13 protein-coding genes and 1 tRNA gene are annotated in these 15994 nt (G+C 44.6%); 13 read left to right on the top strand and 1 reads right to left on the bottom strand.

Annotation, left to right across the window (positions count from 1 at the left end):
- From V512_RS03895 to V512_RS03925, 7 genes are all read left to right on the top strand, one after another.
- Window positions 1-453: a TrkA family potassium uptake protein gene (locus V512_RS03895; protein ID WP_099829154.1), complete on the top strand. Its 453-nt coding sequence runs from the start codon at window positions 1-3 to the stop codon at window positions 451-453.
- Window positions 450-1109, top strand: a complete 660-nt coding sequence (locus V512_RS03900; RefSeq protein WP_099829155.1) for a TrkA family potassium uptake protein — start codon at window positions 450-452, stop codon at window positions 1107-1109. The genes V512_RS03895 and V512_RS03900 overlap by 4 nt, the downstream gene beginning before the upstream one ends.
- On the top strand, window positions 1110-2594 hold the full coding sequence (locus tag V512_RS03905; protein ID WP_099829156.1) for a TrkH family potassium uptake protein: 1485 nt from the start codon (window positions 1110-1112) through the stop codon (window positions 2592-2594).
- On the top strand, window positions 2587-3861 hold the full coding sequence (gene hisS, locus V512_RS03910) for a histidine--tRNA ligase (RefSeq protein WP_243392245.1): 1275 nt from the start codon (window positions 2587-2589) through the stop codon (window positions 3859-3861). Before V512_RS03905 ends, hisS begins: the two co-directional genes overlap by 8 nt.
- Window positions 3862-3995: 134 nt before the next feature.
- Entirely contained in the window at window positions 3996-4730 is a 735-nt protein-coding gene (locus tag V512_RS03915; protein WP_099829157.1) for a DUF4912 domain-containing protein, read from the top strand.
- 4 nt (window positions 4731-4734) lie between these two features.
- Window positions 4735-6339: a 1,4-alpha-glucan branching protein domain-containing protein gene (locus V512_RS03920; RefSeq protein ID WP_099829158.1), complete on the top strand. Its 1605-nt coding sequence runs from the start codon at window positions 4735-4737 to the stop codon at window positions 6337-6339.
- 139 nt (window positions 6340-6478) lie between these two features.
- Complete coding sequence (locus V512_RS03925; protein WP_099829159.1) at window positions 6479-8680, top strand: peptidylprolyl isomerase; 2202 nt, start codon at window positions 6479-6481, stop codon at window positions 8678-8680.
- 33 nt (window positions 8681-8713) lie between these two features.
- Here V512_RS03925 and V512_RS03930 read toward each other — a convergent pair.
- A tRNA-Gln gene (locus V512_RS03930) sits at window positions 8714-8789 on the bottom strand.
- A 56-nt stretch (window positions 8790-8845) separates the two neighbouring features.
- Here V512_RS03930 and V512_RS03935 point away from each other — a divergent pair.
- The 6 genes from V512_RS03935 to V512_RS03960 all read left to right on the top strand — a co-directional run bounded on the left by V512_RS03935 (window position 8846) and on the right by V512_RS03960 (window position 15994).
- Window positions 8846-10510 (top strand): nucleoside kinase, encoded by a 1665-nt coding sequence (locus tag V512_RS03935; protein ID WP_099829160.1) that lies wholly within the window; start codon window positions 8846-8848, stop codon window positions 10508-10510.
- Between the two features lie 11 nt (window positions 10511-10521).
- Window positions 10522-10797, top strand: coding sequence for a metal-sensitive transcriptional regulator (locus V512_RS03940; RefSeq protein WP_099829161.1), 276 nt, complete (start codon window positions 10522-10524; stop codon window positions 10795-10797).
- Window positions 10798-11577 (top strand): tRNA (adenine-N1)-methyltransferase, encoded by a 780-nt coding sequence (locus tag V512_RS03945; protein ID WP_099829162.1) that lies wholly within the window; start codon window positions 10798-10800, stop codon window positions 11575-11577.
- Window positions 11570-12808, top strand: a complete 1239-nt coding sequence (locus tag V512_RS03950; RefSeq protein WP_099829163.1) for a S41 family peptidase — start codon at window positions 11570-11572, stop codon at window positions 12806-12808. Before V512_RS03945 ends, V512_RS03950 begins: the two co-directional genes overlap by 8 nt.
- Window positions 12805-13479 carry a hypothetical protein gene (locus V512_RS03955; RefSeq protein WP_099829164.1) on the top strand — a complete coding sequence of 225 codons (675 nt, stop codon included), beginning with the start codon at window positions 12805-12807 and terminating at the stop codon, window positions 13477-13479. The genes V512_RS03950 and V512_RS03955 overlap by 4 nt, the downstream gene beginning before the upstream one ends.
- Window positions 13480-13582: 103 nt before the next feature.
- The gene (locus V512_RS03960; RefSeq protein WP_099829210.1) at window positions 13583-15994 is read left to right on the top strand and encodes an MMPL family transporter; all 2412 of its coding nucleotides are present in this window, start codon (window positions 13583-13585) and stop codon (window positions 15992-15994) included.

The raw sequence follows: 15994 nt of genomic DNA on the forward strand, positions 1-15994 counted from the left end.
ATGCCTTTCATGAAGGGTGCAATCAAGAAGGATGAGTATTACATCGTTATCTTCGGTTGCGGTAGACTTGGATCGAGAATGGCTAACTGGCTCTCTTCAATGGGTTGCAGTGTGGTTGTCGTCGATAGAAACGAGTCTTCTTTCAATGCGCTCTCGTACGAATTCACAGGATTCAACATAATGGGCGACGCAACAGAACTCGATGTACTGAAGGAAGCCAAACTTGATAAGGCCGACGTTGCCCTCGTTCTCACTACGGATGATAATACTAACTTGATGATCTCAATGTCTGCCAAAGAGTACTTCGAAGTTCCAAGAGTCGTGGCAAGAGCTTATGATCCGAATAACATCCAGATGTTCTCCGATTTTGGGATAGAAGTTATTTGTCCAACACTGTTAGCAGTTGAAAGCATCAAGAACGCGTTGTACTTCATCGGCGGTGACGACAAATGAAGATCGTGCTTATCGGGGGCGAGAAGATCGCTTATCACCTGGCAAGGAGATTTCTGAGTAAGGGTCATAACGTGATGATGGTTAATAAGAACGATCGGTTTTGTGACGAAATGGCCAAGAAACTTCGTGCGGTGGTCGTAAGAGGCGATGGCAGCAAAAGATACATTCTTGAGCAACTAGAGCTTGATCGATCGGACCTCTTTGTTGCTTTGACTCCTAATGATCAGGACAATCTCGTTGCGTGCCTAACGGCCTCCAGAGTCTATGGTATCGAGCGCCCGGTAGCTATGGTGAATGATCCAGACAACAAAGCAGTCTTCGAAAAGATGGGAATAAAAAGTGTTGTAAGCCCAACGGAAATACTGGGCGTTGCTCTTGAAGATAGCCTCTTCAGAGAGCATATTACGAACCTCCTTCCTTCTTCGGAGAAAGTCTCGATTCTAAGGATAGAGATGACGGACAAGTCCCCAATAATCGGAGAAGCTATCAAGGATATCCCTCTTCCGGACGAAAGCGTCATAGGTGCGATTGTCAGGGATGACGAAGTGGTCATTCCAAGAGGTAATACAATCATTGAAAGGGGCGATGTTCTTCTAGTTCTGAGCAGTCCAACCGTTCAATCTTCAGTCTTTGAAACTCTCCTGGGAGAGGTGTAGATGTTTCAAAACATTCTGAAGCAAAGATATAGGCTTGTTTTCGGATACTTGGGGAATCTCTTCATCTTCTTCCCGATACTATTGCTGATTCCCTTGTCATATTGCATTTGGAATCCCTCCACATTTGCCGAGAGTCTTTCCTTCATCGTAACTGCGTTTCTGAGTTTTGTCATGGGACTTGTTCTTAAAATGACAATGCGAGTTAAACCTGGCTCCGCAATCACAGTTCAAGAGGGCGCGATAGTAGTCCTCTTCTCCTGGATAATCGCAATTCTACTGTCTGCCCTTCCTTTTGTTATCGGGGGTTATCTAGACTTCACACAGGCAGTTTTTGAGTCGACAAGTGGTTGGACAACGACTGGTCTAACCCTTGTGGACGTTGAAAAAATCCCCGGAACGTTTCTGCTTTGGAGAAGCTTGATGCAGTACTTCGGTGGAGCTGGCATTGCAATCATAATGATGTCCGCGATTCTCGGACCTTCGGGGCTCGGTCTTTATAAGGCCGAAGGACGAATGGATAATCTCGTTCCGAATATAAAGAGCTCCACGCGAACTATAGCAGTGATTTACGGTTCATATGCACTGGCAGGAATCGCGATGTACGTGCTAGCTGGAATGAATGTCTTCGATGCTGTAAATCATTCTTTGACGGCTCTGGCAACTGGCGGATTTTCGACTAGAACCGGATCAATAGGGGAATTCAACAGCATCTTCATAGAAATAGTCACTATAGTGTTGATGATACTGGGTGCCACCGGATTCGGAATACATTATGCATTGTGGAAGAGGAATTTCAGAGCCTTCTGGAAAAACGGTGAACCGAAACTGATGTTCGTAATTCTTGCTGTTTTCACACCTCTTCTTATGACCGGTACTCTTACGGTGGTTTACTCATCGGGCGCAGAAAGATTTCGGCACGGCCTGTTTCAAACTGTTTCTGCTCTAACAGGTACCGGTTTCTCTACCGTGGACTTTGTCCCTTGGAATCAGTTCGGTATCTATTTGATAGTTTTGTTGATGATTTTCGGTGGAGACCTTGATTCAACCTCGGGAGGCCTCAAGCAATACCGTTTGTTTGCTCTGATCATGATTCTCTGGCTCGAAATCAGACGCTATTTCCTTCCAAAGGATGCGCTTCTCAAACAGGAGATATGGAAAGGTGAAACAAAAAGGTATATCGACGATTCACTGGTCAAAGAGATTCTGTTGGTCTTTTCATTGTACTTCTTCACTTATGCAGTCGGAACAGGAATATTGATGTCATATGGAAACTCGATGGCTCTTTCTGTCTTTGAGTTTGCTTCGGCATTGAGCACTGTTGGCCTTTCGGTAGGTATAACGTCCCCCGGAGCACCGGCCGGACTCCTATGGACCGAGACGATAGGAATGTTTCTCGGAAGGCTTGAATTCGTTGTCGTAATATATGCTATAACTAAACTACTTAGAGATGGAAAGATCATATTCAGAAGACGGAGGAATGCTTAAAGTCATGATTACAAGAATAAAGGGAACTCAGGACATATCTTATGAAGACATTGGATACTGGCATTATGTTGAAGAGGCCATAAGGAATATATCTCATAAGTACGCCTTCACTGAAATCAGAACGCCAATCTTTGAAGCGACTGAACTCTTTCAGAGGAGCGTGGGTGAATCTACCGACGTTGTCCAGAAGGAGATGTACACATTTGAAGACAAAGGCGGCAGGTCGATCACTTTGAGACCCGAAGGAACGGCAAGCGTGGCCAGAGCATTCATCGAAAACTCTTTTGTGAACCTCGGGTCGCCTATTAAGCTCTTCTACAACGGGCCGATGTTTCGCTACGAAAAGCCACAAGCCGGTAGACTAAGGCAGTTTCATCAGTTCGGCGCGGAAATACTTGGCTCTGAAAGTCCCTTGGCAGACTTCGAGATAATTGAGATGGCTTACAGCTTCCTCAAAGAATTGAGATTGAACAAAGCGAAGTTATTCATAAACTCTATCGGCTGTCCTAAGTGCAGAGAGGATTATAAGACGGCTCTCAAAAAATACTACAGTGACAAGCTTCCGGAAATGTGTTCTGACTGTCAGCGTAGGTACGAAACGAATGTCCTAAGACTTCTTGACTGTAAGGTTGATAGAGAAAGGGTTGCAGGAGCCCCCAGTATTCTTGATTACCTCGACGTTGACTGTAGAAGTCACTTTGAAGAGCTTCAATGGTACCTCGATAAAGCAGGTATTCAGTATGAGGTTGATCAATTCATGGTCCGCGGACTAGATTATTACAGTAGAACTGCCTTCGAAGTAAGGTCCTCTTCTTTAGGTAGCCAGGATCAGTTAGTCGGTGGGGGTAGATACGACGGTCTTATTGAGTACATTGGAGGAAAGAGCTGCCCCGCAGTTGGTTTTGCGATAGGTCTTGAGAGAATTGTAATGCTTCTCAAATCGGAAAACTCGAAAGCCGGTATCCCAAGAGGCTCAGAAGTTGCAGTTCTTACCTTTGGAAGAGAAGAGAGTGTTAAAGGATTCGATTATGCCAGAAGGCTCCGGAAAGCTGGGGTCTCAACTTACGTTGACGTGATGGAAAGAAACATGCGAAACAAAATGAAACATGCTGCAAGAATCGGAGCGAAGATCTCTCTGATTATCGGAAAGGAAGAAATCGAAAGAGATATAGTGACCGTCAGGGTAATGAGTGACGGGTCGCAGTTTCAGGTAGATAGCGACTATATGGTTGACTACGTGGTCGATAAGCTAAGAGATATTACGTAAAACTGCCAATTTAAGTTGTCTGCGAAAGAAAATTGATAATAATCACCTTTAGTCAACTGTAATCACTTGAATTATCTTCCTGGAGTATGTTATCATCTACTCGTGGAGAAACTCATGCCCAGGAGGTTTTCAACATGATTAACGAAGAAATTCAATCATTTTTAAGTACCGACCCGACGATTCAGGATCTCCGACGTTTCGCGAAAATGATGGGGATTAACCTTAAGAGAACTATGGGAAAAAAGGATATCTCTCGTGCTCTGAAGAAGCATGCTCAGGAGAGCAAACATGTTTCGAGCGATGCAGCGACAAAGACTCCCTCAGAGATCCTCCGCCCTTCCAAGCCAGTAAATGCAGAGATCCCATCATCGTACTTTCATGATTTTGTTACTATCCATCCAGTGAATCCTTACTGGGTGTATGTGGTGTGGGATCTTTCTGAACGAACTGCTCGAGATCTTTCGACCTCTCAATTCAGGCTTCTTGTAAGAGTCAGTGATATTACTAACATCATCTACGATGGAAAGAATGCTCACAGATTTAAGGAGTCTGACATCTCTATCGATGCGGGCAACTGGTATTTCCAGGTTGATTTTCCCGATGCAGACTACATTGCCGAGATCGGTTACTACATTGACGGTCATTTCAAGAGCGTTCTTAAATCTGGAATTACGCGGACACCGAGGAACTCGCCGAAGTTTACCGATAATGAAATCTGGGTAGATCTGAGAAAAGGCTCTAGGAAAGAGTTGAAAGTCTCTCACGAGAGTTCTAGACGTGCGAGAATCACGAAATCTTCGGGACCAACAGGCAATCCTTCTTCTGAAGAGTTCATCAAAACTATCTCGAAGAGCAGAAGCGGGAGATGATTTTATGAGCAGAGGGAGATTCGTATTAATGCTCCATGCGCATTTGCCGTTTATCAACCACCCTGACTTCCCGAGCTTCATGGAAGAGAGATGGCTGTTCGAGGCCATTACAGAGACATATATACCTCTCTTACAGGCTTTCAGAAGGCTGAGGAGTGACGGAGTGAATTTTAAAGTGACGATGAGCATAACTCCGCCTCTGATGGAAATGCTTGCTAATAACGACCTGCAGAAGAAGTATCTCAATTATCTTGGATCATCGATTGAGCTTGCAGGAATAGAGATTTCGAGAACCTCTGCAGAACACCCGGCCGCCAACAGGCTGGCTACGCATTATCTTCATGAACTGGAAGACATTAGGAAAGTCTATGAAGAATGCAACTGCAATCTGGTTGGAGAATTCTCAGGGTTCCAGGATAGCGGAGAATTGGAGATTGTAACATGTAACGCTACTCATGGTTTTCTACCTCTGATGACCAATTTCCCTGAGGCGATAAATGCTCAAATAAGCATCGGAGTTGACTCCTATAGGAGACATGTTGGGAAGGACCCCAGAGGAATCTGGCTGGCCGAGTGTGGTTATGTCCCAGGCTTCGATTCGTATTTGCGCGAACACGGACTTTCTTTCTTCTTTGTTGACTCTCACAGCCTTTGGTACGGAGATCCGGCACCGAGATACGGAGTATACAGACCGGTAGTTACACCAGAGAATGTTTTTGTGTTCGCAAGAGATCCCGAATCAAGTCAACAGGTATGGAGTGCCGAAGTTGGTTATCCCGGTGATTCAAGGTATAGAGAGTTTTATAGAGACGTGGGCTTCGACAGGGAAGAGGACTATATTAGGCCCTACATAGATCCGAGTGGAGAGCGGTGCAACACTGGAATAAAGTATTATAAGATAACTGGTAAAGATGTACCCCTCAACGAAAAGAGCTATTATGACTTGGACGATGCCCGAAGAGCTACTGTAGAACACGCAAAGGATTTCGCAAACAGAAAGAGAGAACAGGTTAGGAGGTTATTCAGTCAGTTTGACGGAGAAGAACCTGTAATCGTTGCTCCTTTCGATGCAGAGTTGTTCGGTCACTGGTGGTATGAAGGCCCTCTGTTCATTGAGGAGCTTTTCAGAGAACTTAACGGAGATGACATTGTTGTTCCTTCAACTCCTTCAGAAGTTATCAACTCAATGGATCAGGCACAGGTAGTCACTCCCAATACCTCTACCTGGGGAGCCAACGGATACAACGAAGTTTGGCTGAATGGTAGAAACGACTGGATATATAGGCATCTGGACGAAGGCTCCAGGAGAATGATTGAACTCGCAAGGAAGTTTGAAAGAACAGACGACGCACTTAGAATCAGGGCGCTAAATCAGATGGCTAGAGAGCTTCTTCTTGCTCAGTCAAGCGACTGGGCATTCATCATAACAACTAACACGACAGTGGAATACGCTGTTAACAGAACCAAGACTCATATTGACAGGCTGCTGAGGCTCTATGGAGAAATCGAGAGTAATTCGATAGATGAAAGCAGACTGAAGACCCTGGAATGGATTGACTCAATATTTCCGCACATTGACTTCAGGGTCTACGCTAAGCAGGTCGGTTAGTTAAATCCATCATTTTTCTTGACGTTGCGCCGATTACAAGAGCAAACTTACTATGGTATAATTCGTGAAGCCGGGGGAGGCATGAACCTCCCCCTCTTGGTTGTAGAGTATTTGGTGCTTGGAGGGAGTTGAAAAGTAAATGCCAAAGAAGAAATCCAGAGGAAATCCTAATTTCATGAAATCTATTCAACGGCCTGTCGTTTGGGCAGTAGCTGTACTCTTTGGAGTTGGAATTATTTGGTGGTCCGTTGCCCAGTATATTGGAGGCGGCTCTCAAGGAAATCAACAGAACACAGGAGCTACGGTCAATTTCAGCGAAACCGTTGGAGGGCTCACAAAGGACGGCACACCTCTTTCTGATCCAAATTACTGGATTACCTATTCAGAGTACGAAACATCGGTACGCGACACACTAACGAACCTGAGAAGCCAGGGGTATACCCTAGATCCGTATTTTGAGATGGAAAACTATCCCAGTGAAATGGGAATTAGATACGACATATTCATGTCATTGATCGATCAGAAGACACTGCTTCTCTATGCAACAGAGAATGAAGTCCTTCCGACGACTGCACAGGTCGAGTCTGAGACAAAGAGGATAGTTGATCAGTATGTTGCAGATGAAGAAACCAGATCCGCAATAATTTACCAGTACGGTTCTGTCGATGCCTTTTCAGCGCTCATCAAAGACTATGTGGCAACGCAGTTGCTAACTGTGAATGTCGCAAACAAGGCGATTCCAGACATGAATAGTCGCTTCCAGACTTTTGTTGAAGAGAATCTAGAAGGTTTGAAGTTCGATTATGAGAGGGTAGATGCAGACCATATCCTTGTTTCTGATGAAGCGAGCGCAGTCGAAATAAAGGCGATGATTGAGAATGGTGAGGTCTCATTTGCCGAAGCCGCTACTAGGTATTCGATAGACACAGGTACTGCAGCCAGTGGCGGTGCCCTTGGGCAGTTCAGAAGAGGAGAGATGGTTCCTGAATTCGAAGACGCTTCTTTTGACGCAACTCCCGGCGTTTTGGTCGGCCCTGTCGAGTCACAATTCGGGTACCACCTTATACTTGTAAACAACAAGTCTACATTCGACAGCTTCGAGGAATTCGTTAACACTCCCTCTTATCAGACTGAAATGAATCAGTTTGAGAACGCTGAATTCGACAAATGGATCGCAGAATACAGAGTGGAGAATAATCTATCGCATATGATAAACGATCCCGATCTTGAGATGTATTCCAAGTATGATGAAGCAAGAAGAGACAGACAGGCGGCCAAGAGATTTCTGGAAGAACTCGAAAGCGACTATTTTGACGAATCCGGAAATGTCCTCATAGGCGAATCGTACCTTCCGGTTGTCTTCTATACGCAGTTAGTTGAGGACGAGGTAACCAACCTCAGATATCAGGTGTTCGATTTGGAAGATCTAGAGGATCTCTTGTTGGCTCTTCCAGCAACCGCAACATCGATGTCGATCGAGGATATTAACGATCAGCTTGAAACAATTCCGGCAACAAACACTGAATTGAGAAGTGTTCTTTCTGAAGCTAAAAGGGCCCGAGAATACATGACAGAATTCGGTGTTGAGAGTTTGGAAGAAGTTCAGGAGATGCTGGCAGATAAGCGGAAAGTCTATGACGAAACGAACTCCCGTTTCGAGAGCTCTGTTAGATACCTCTATTCTGTAATGCCCAACTCAACAAAAGTCGTAAACTATATGTACCAGATAGACGGCAACAATCCAGAAGTCGCATACATGTACAACGAGAACTCCTACAACTTGAACGTGAGGCCTCTGCTGGAGAACTCCGCCTTGCTGGATAGCTATCTTCAATACTACAGTCAGTACTTTGGAGCGCAGGCTAGATCTCTCTTGATTGACTCTCCTATTCAGAGCATAGAAGGAGATCTGAATCGAAAGGTAATTAACTCTACAGAAGCCGCGACGGATCTGAAGATTAGTGCGCTTTATCTGCTTGTTGACATCTATGAGAAGATGGCAAATCTGGAGCAAAACGAACCGCTAATGGAGATCTACCTTATGGCTGAAAAGCATTACCTGGAGAAGCTTCTGGAATTTAATCCGGAAGACGAGACTATCAGGGGTCTAATTGAGAGTATCGAATTCTATATCTCAGAACTGAACGCTAGCCAAACGATCGATGCAACCGAGACGGCTGACTCAACGGAGTTCGAAACCTCTAGCGACATGGACCTTGACACCGAAGTTACTTCAGGAGAATTGAGTGTTCCATTTGAAATCGAGGCACCTTCACAAATAGGAGATGTCGATCTGGACGTAACTCTTGATAGTGAAGGACCGAACGAGACAAATAACTAGTCATAAGAAAGGGTGGCGATAGCCACCCTTTTCTGGCTGGGGCGGCAGGATTCGAACCTACGGATGTCAGAGCCAAAATCTGATGCCTTACCAACTTGGCTACGCCCCACAGCAAATAGATTCTAACATCGACTATTTGTGGTGTCAATGATTTGGAGTGATTCTATGGCTAACCACGAGATTTTCGTAAAGGAATTGAATAAGAAGATTCCAGTTACCAAAGAGACTACTTTCTATGAACTTTCCAAAATGTGTGACGGCTTCCACAGAGCTCCCATCATGGCCGCAAAATCAGGCAATGCTTTGATAGAGCTTTGCAGAAAGGTAAACGAAGAACAGGAAGTAGAGTTCGTAGATCTGTCTTCTCTAGACGGGTTAAGAATCTATACAAGGGGAACTCTCTTCATTCTCTTCATAGCAATCAGAGAGCTCTTTGGAGCTGTGCAACTAAATGTTCATCACTCAAGAGGCCCTGGCCTTGTCTGTGATATTGAGGGTGTAGAGCCTACTTCGGATAATCTGAAGACAATTGAAAATAAGATGAGACAGCTTGTTGAAGAGGACCACGTCTTCGAAAAGGGAACGTTGGGCAAATTCGAGGCCATTAGGATGTTCAACGAAGATGGGCAGAGAGACAAGGCTCTTCTGTTCAAATACCGAAAGAAGTCAACTGTGAACATTTACAGATGCAAGGGATACCTGAATTACTTCTATGGATATATGCCCTTTTCGACAGGTGCGGTTAAGAACTTCGCGCTAATTCCGTATGGAGAATACTTCATTCTGAACCTCCCCAATACTGAAGAGCCAGACAGACTACCAGTATTTGTTGATCAGCCAAAGATCTCAACAGTCTTTCTGGAGCACGAGAAATGGGGGAAGATTCTTGGTGTTAAGACCGTGGGCGAGCTGAACGAAATAATAAGCAAAGGTCCAAAGGAGATAAGAGAGATAATCAATATTGCGGAATCTCTCCATGAAAAGAAGATCGCTGCGATTGCAGATCTCATAGCCGCACACAAAGAGCCTAGTCTTATCCTTATAGCCGGCCCTTCAAGCTCGGGCAAGACTACCTTTTCTCAGAGGCTGATGCTGCATCTAAAAGTACTGGGAATGAAACCTGTACAGATATCTATTGACGACTACTTCGTTGATAGAGAGAAGACTCCGAGAGATGAAAACGGAAACTATGATTTCGAATCGATTTATGCTCTCAACATAGAGCTATTTAACGAACAGATTTCACAGCTGCTTGACGGAAAAGAAGTCTTGCTTCCAAAGTTTGACTTCATTCTTGGAAAGAGCGGATTTCATGACAAACCTATCAGGATCTCTGAGGGTCAGCCTGTCATAATCGAGGGAATTCACGGCCTAAATGAGCTGCTCAGCAGTTCCGTACCTCACGAGAGAAAGTTCAAAATATACGTCAGCGCTCTGACGCAGATGAATCTCGATAACCTGAACAGAATACCTACTACTGATGTCAGATTATTGCGTAGAATCGTGCGTGACAATCGATTCAGAGGGCACTCGGCGCTCGATACAATAAGAATGTGGTCAAGCGTTAGGAGAGGAGAAGACAAGTATATCTTTCCCTTCCAGGAAGAGGCGGATGTGATGTTCAATTCTGCAATTGTATACGATTTGGCAGCATTGAAAGCATTCGCAGAACCTTTGCTAGTTCAGATAGACGATTCGGTACCAGAGTATCTTGAAGCTAAGAGGCTTCTGAGGTTCATAGATTACGTGCTCCCCATGACGAATCTGGAGGATATTCCGAGAACCTCCATTATAAAGGAGTTCATAGGCGGCAGTGTATTCGGTTCCTAAGAGGTGAAGGCATGCACGGAGTTGATGAAGAGACCAGGAAAGCGGTCTTGAATAGGTTGAAGAGGATCGAAGGCCAGATCAGAGGCCTGCAGAAAATGGTTGAAAACGACAGGGTTTGTGGAGACATTCTTACTCAGGTCTCTGCAGTGAACTCGGCTCTTTCAAGAGTATCGGAGATGATTGTCAAAGGCTACGCAAGAAAGTGCGTTGTCGAAGCCAGTGAATCTGGCCAAATCGAAGAACTCGATAGCCTGATTGAGAACATAATAAAACTCAGAGGAGTCTAGATGATTGAATACGGTGACAAAGTACTGATCCTGCTTGAAGATGAAGAAACAAAGTACTTCTCTGAGGTCGAGAAAGGGACAGTTCTCAAGACTCACTATGGAAACCTAATGATTGATTCAATTGTAGGCAAGGAGTTCGGAGAGAGGATCAGTCTTGGTCTGAGAGATGCGTATTTGATAAAACCGTCTATCATCGACGGAATCTTTTCGTTGAGAAGATCAACTCAGATCGTTTACCCAAAGGATATTGCGTTCATTCTCTTAAACCTGGACATAAAACCGGGTGACGTTGTCTACGAAGCCGGAACGGGTACTGGTGTAATGACTTCAGTCTTCTCTCGTCAAGTAGGTGAGTCTGGCAGAGTCGTCACCTACGAGAAGAGATCAGACTTCTTAGAGAAGGCCAAGAAGAATGTCGGGCACCTTGGATTTGCAGAAAGGGTGAACTTCGTAGCGGGAGATATTGTAGAATGCAAAGACAGTAAGGTAGCCGATGCCTTCTTTCTTGATGTTCCCGAACCTTCTACTTCTCTTGAGACTTCGACAACTATCCTGAAGAGAAGCGGTAGGATCTGCGTTCTATGCCCTACAGCCAACCAGGTTCAAGAAACGATCGGGATTCTTAGGAATCTAGGAGTTATCGATGTTCAGGTATGGGAGATAATGGCAAGAAGCTATAAGACCAATCCCGAAAGGTTTAGGCCGGAAGACAGAATGGTCGGCCATACTACATACCTGGTGTTCGGTATAAAAGTAGAAGGGAGGAAGTTGCATGACTAAGAAGAAAGCCTTTAGGATAACGGCGTCGATCGCGGTTCTTATTGCGGTCTTCTTCCTGGGGGCATTTACAACTATGACGGACGATGAGATGTTCGAGAAGTTCAGTCCTGTGTTTCAGATACTTACATATATAGAACGAAACTACTACGACATTGACAAAGTAGATTATGACGATGTGCTCAACGAAACTTTAACAGGTACGATGCGTGGACTCGATGATCCATTTGCATGGTATTTTGATCCCGTTCAAACCAGGGAGAATGAGCTTGACACAAGCTCCAAGTATGGAGGTATTGGTTCTACTGTTCAGTACAACATTAAATTTGATTGTCTTGAAGTGGTGGCACCTATGGCCGGGAGCCCGTCAGAAAGAGTGGGCCTAAGACCCGGCGACTTGATTCTTACAATAGATGGAGTACCAATTTCCGATGTCGGCTATTACGGTGCCGTCAACATGCTCAGAGGAGACCCCGATACCCAAGTGGTTTTGGAGGTCTACAGAGAAACTCTCACTGAGCCTTTCTTCGTTGAAATTACCAGGGCATTCATTGAAATAAGGAGCGTAAAGAGTGAGTTGATAGATATTGAAGATATCGAAATCTCTTATATACACATTACGGGCTTCAACGCGCCAACCTACGATGAATTCCAGGATGCTCTAAACCTTAGCAGAAACAGCGAGGCCTACATAATCGATCTGCGAAACAACCCAGGCGGACTTCTGCAAAGTGTTCTGAACATCTCATCTCTCATTCTGCCCAAAGGCCAGAGAGTAATAACGATTAGGTACAGAGACGGTCAGGAAGAAATATACAACTCATGGGGATCCAGATACAATGCCTACTTCAAAGACAAACCAATCGTTTTGCTTGTTAATGAAGGAAGCGCATCGGCCTCAGAGATACTTACTGGAGCGTTGAAAGATCACGGACTGGCAACGGTTATCGGAACAAAGACCTTTGGGAAGGCGGCAGTTCAGACTGTTTTCAATCTTTCCAATGGAGGCGAAATATGGCTACCAACTGCTCATTATTTCACTCCAGATGGTAATGATATTCATCTTCAGGGTATAGAACCAGATATCATCGTTGAACCGGGTGATGATGTCCTTGAAGAGGACGGAAGCGAACTAACACTATCCAAAGCCACTATAGACATCGAACATGATCTTCAACTTTTAAAAGCAATCGAGATAATCCTCGAAAGTCTAGGAGTGAAGACCGTAAATTGAGAATCGCAAGTTTGCCAATCGCAATTTCGCTAATTGCCCTGATTTTCGGGCTTTTGGTGATATTGTATGTTAATCTGGAAGCTCTTCAGAATATCGGGAGACGGAGTGCCGCTCCCGACTTCTTTCTTAGAAACAAGTTTCTGCCGGTGCTTGAAGGTTTCAAGAATCATCTCGAAGCAGTTGAGGAGTTCAGCTCTGTACTTAAACAGCTAGAGAAGGAAAACGTAGGACCCTGGATAATGTCTACTGAAAACGGGATGAGAACGTTTGTCAGTCCATACTTTGAAACCTTCTCGAGATTGCAGACACTTTTTGTCATTGAAAGCGGAAAACAAGGTTCAAGAGAAAGAGAGACAATCGACTTTTTCGGTTCAGTTGTAACCAGGCTGGAGTTCATCGACTACGGAGCTTTCCGACTAAGTTATATCCCCGGCTACACAATCGTTATGGAATCAGACTTCAATTCATTGCAGGAAGAAGGGTTCGAATTCGCCAGAGTCCATTATATGCACTCTCTCAGTCCTGGAAGGTTCGTTTCAGATGTTTTCTCCGGCAGTGGACCCATTGTGGTTCTCAGAGAAGGCGCGACTATTAGCGAATCCTTCTTACAGACGGTCGAGAGATACTCGATACCATTTCTTCCGGTCAGATATTTTCTTATCAGGGACTGAACACTCAGCTTTGGTCGCTTAATATCGATCTCTGGCCATGCAAAAGTTGATATACTAGAGTTGCTTGTTCAATTTAGAAGAAATGACTGAGAGTGATTATTTGTTGCAGAGATTGAGTGAGTTCGTGGTAAGACACCGTGCAGCAGTAGTAGTGTTTTTCGTAATTCTTGGCGCATTTGGTGCATACCTTTCATTGAAACTGAATATTGATTCAGATCTGCTTAAGATTCTTCCACAGGACGATCCTGTCGTGAAGCAGTACAATCGCTTCATAAACGGAGACACTTCTGGCGACGTCACTTACATCGTTCTGCAAACACAAGACAAAACTGAAAAGGGAATAGAGAATCTTATTTCGGCTGCGAGAGGGATTTACGAAGGATCGAACGAATTCAGGAGTATCGAATCCTTTGTGAGGTTCGATCTAATGTCTGATCTCGGGCCTCTGGGCCTCCTAATGGTCGATCCAGGACAACTCTCCTCAATCAGAAATCGAGATCAGGATCTTTCAAGGACCGTCCAAAGACTCGTCAACTACGATTTCTCTGCTATTCGAAGCCTTGGACAGATGTTGCTCGGTTTTGAGGACCTCAAAGGACTAGTTGCAAACGAACCGGAAGGAGAAGACTTCTTCAGCTTCATAAGACTTCCAGAATCAATTCCTGTTAACGACCCGATGGTTTTGGTTATGGGTATCAGGCTCGATGGGCCTTCTTCCGATGTATCATACGTGAAAAGAGTGATTCCAGCACTAAGAGAGTGGCTTGATGGTGTTTGCGGAGTTCACGGAGTAACTTATGGAATGGCAGGAGATCACTTCGGAACTTACGACTCGCACAGGCAAGTAAGTGATGATTTCATGCTGACAACAGTGCTGTCGCTTGCAGGAATCTCTCTTCTCTTCTTCATTGCCTATTCAAGCTGGAAGGTTACCCTTTGCGTTTTCTCTTCACTGGCTATTTCGATGTTCATCACTCTCGGCCTTGCTTACGTAATCTTCGGCTCTCTAAACATCATCACTACCTTCGTCACCGCCATAACGCTTGGACTGGGAATCGACTATGGAATACATATGATAACCAGACTTTCGGATGGTGCAAACAGAGAGAAGAACCCGGTAACTCTATTGTACAGCTCCTATAAAGCTCTTATAAAGCCTCTTTCGGCAAGCATGATAACGACAGCTCTTGTCTTCATGATCCTTGCAGTAATCAGCTCCCCGGCCATTAGAGAACTGGGGATTCTCTCTGCAATCGGTATTGTTGTCTTCTTTATCGTAATGACAGTCTATCTCCCGGCAATTTCGATCATGACCGTAATAAATCCTGAAAAGAAGGCAAACATTCACCTGCTCGACAGATTTTTCCTGAGAATCTCGAAGGTAATCTTGAAATTCGGCGTCGTTTTCGGAGGAGTTGTCTTCATGCTTATCCTGATGCTCAGTTATCTTGGTTTGAACAATATTAGAAGCTTTTCCTATACTCCTCCCGGATTGATGTCAACCGACTCAGAACAGATCGCAGTTCCCAGCCTAATTGAAAGAACCTTCGGGGGAAGCATTATAAACACAGTGCCATTTATACTTCCAGATATAGATTCTCTAAGAAGGGCGCATGAGGAAATCGATCAGAATCCGAATTTCAAGAGCTCCTTCTCAATACTTTCTGTTATCGAAGGAGGAGAGGGAGATTACATTAATCAGATGCAGCAAGTTACCAGGGAAATCAATGCGCTGAGAGACTCTCCGTTAATTGAGGCCGTTTTCAAGAAAGCAAATTACTATGACTTCGTTGTAGAACTCCTTGACAGAGCGGAATCCATTGAAGGCTCGAATGATCTTATTGACCTTGCTACCGAGGTCATACCGGAAAGCCTGAGAGATCAGCTTCTCTACGAGGCTGCCAATGGTGAGACGTATTTTGTTATGAACTCAGAACCATTATCGATGATCTATAGAAACAACGTCATAAAGATTATTTACGACAGTCTCAGTCCTGAACTCAGAGCTTCTTTCGGAGGGTATCCCAAAGTCTTCCATTACCTGATGGACCTTGTGAGAATCATCTCCCTTCCAATATGTCTGGTTGCCTTCGTAGCAATCTTTGTCGTCGTTTCTATCGAAAGAAAGTCCATCATAGACGGACTCAAAACATTAGTTCTAATGGTCGGAATTTTGATGTCGATGTTTGGTTTAATGGAATTGATGGGAATTGAGACGACTTTTGTAACTGTAATCTCTGCCCCGCTGATAATTGGAATTGGTGTGGACTCACTTGTTTACGTTATACATAGTTCTAGGGAGAAGAAGAACACAGAGCTGGCCAGAACCCTAAAATCAATAACCATGTCTTCGGCAACGACTATGCTAACCTTCTTCTCATTCATTTTTGCAAGGGGAAAACTCCTGAGCACATTCGGTGTAAGCCTCGGATTTGGGGTTCTTGTCGCACTTGTTGTTGCAACCTTTCTAGTTCCTGTGCTACCATGGAACAGCAAAAAAAAGATCGGAGGTTGA

The sequence above is a fragment of the Mesotoga sp. Brook.08.105.5.1 genome (genome assembly GCF_002752635.1).
Classification (GTDB): Bacteria; Thermotogota; Thermotogae; order Petrotogales; family Kosmotogaceae; genus Mesotoga.